Raw genomic sequence first — 298 nt, 5'->3', positions numbered from 1 at the left:
CGTAGGAGATGGTCTGGGCCGAGGCGCGCAGGCTGCCGAGCAGGGCGAACTTGTTGTTGCTCGACCAGCCGGCGAACAGCACGGCGTACACCGTCAGGCCGGCCATGGCGAAGAAGAACAGGATGCCGATGTTCAGGTCCGCCACGCCCCAGGTGGGGGTGATCGGCACGATGGCGAAGGCGACGAGCAGGGCGCCCATCGCGATTACCGGGGCCAGGGTGAAGATCATCTTGTCGGCGAACGGCGGGGTCCAGTCCTCCTTGAAGAACATCTTGACCATGTCCGCGCCGAGCTGGAA

1 protein-coding gene is annotated in these 298 nt (G+C 65.1%); it reads right to left on the bottom strand.

The annotated features are described in order from the left end of the window. Window positions 1–298, bottom strand: a 298-nt coding sequence (locus tag ACLJNW_RS24350) for an NADH-quinone oxidoreductase subunit H (protein ID WP_410961235.1), incomplete at both ends; no start/stop codon positions are given.

Source organism: Salmonella sp. SAL4457, assembly GCF_046548235.1.
Taxonomy (GTDB): Bacteria; Pseudomonadota; Gammaproteobacteria; order Enterobacterales; family Enterobacteriaceae; genus Salmonella; species Salmonella enterica.
The sequence above is the reverse complement of the archived record's forward strand: the minus strand, read 5'-3'. Positions and strand labels throughout refer to the sequence as shown.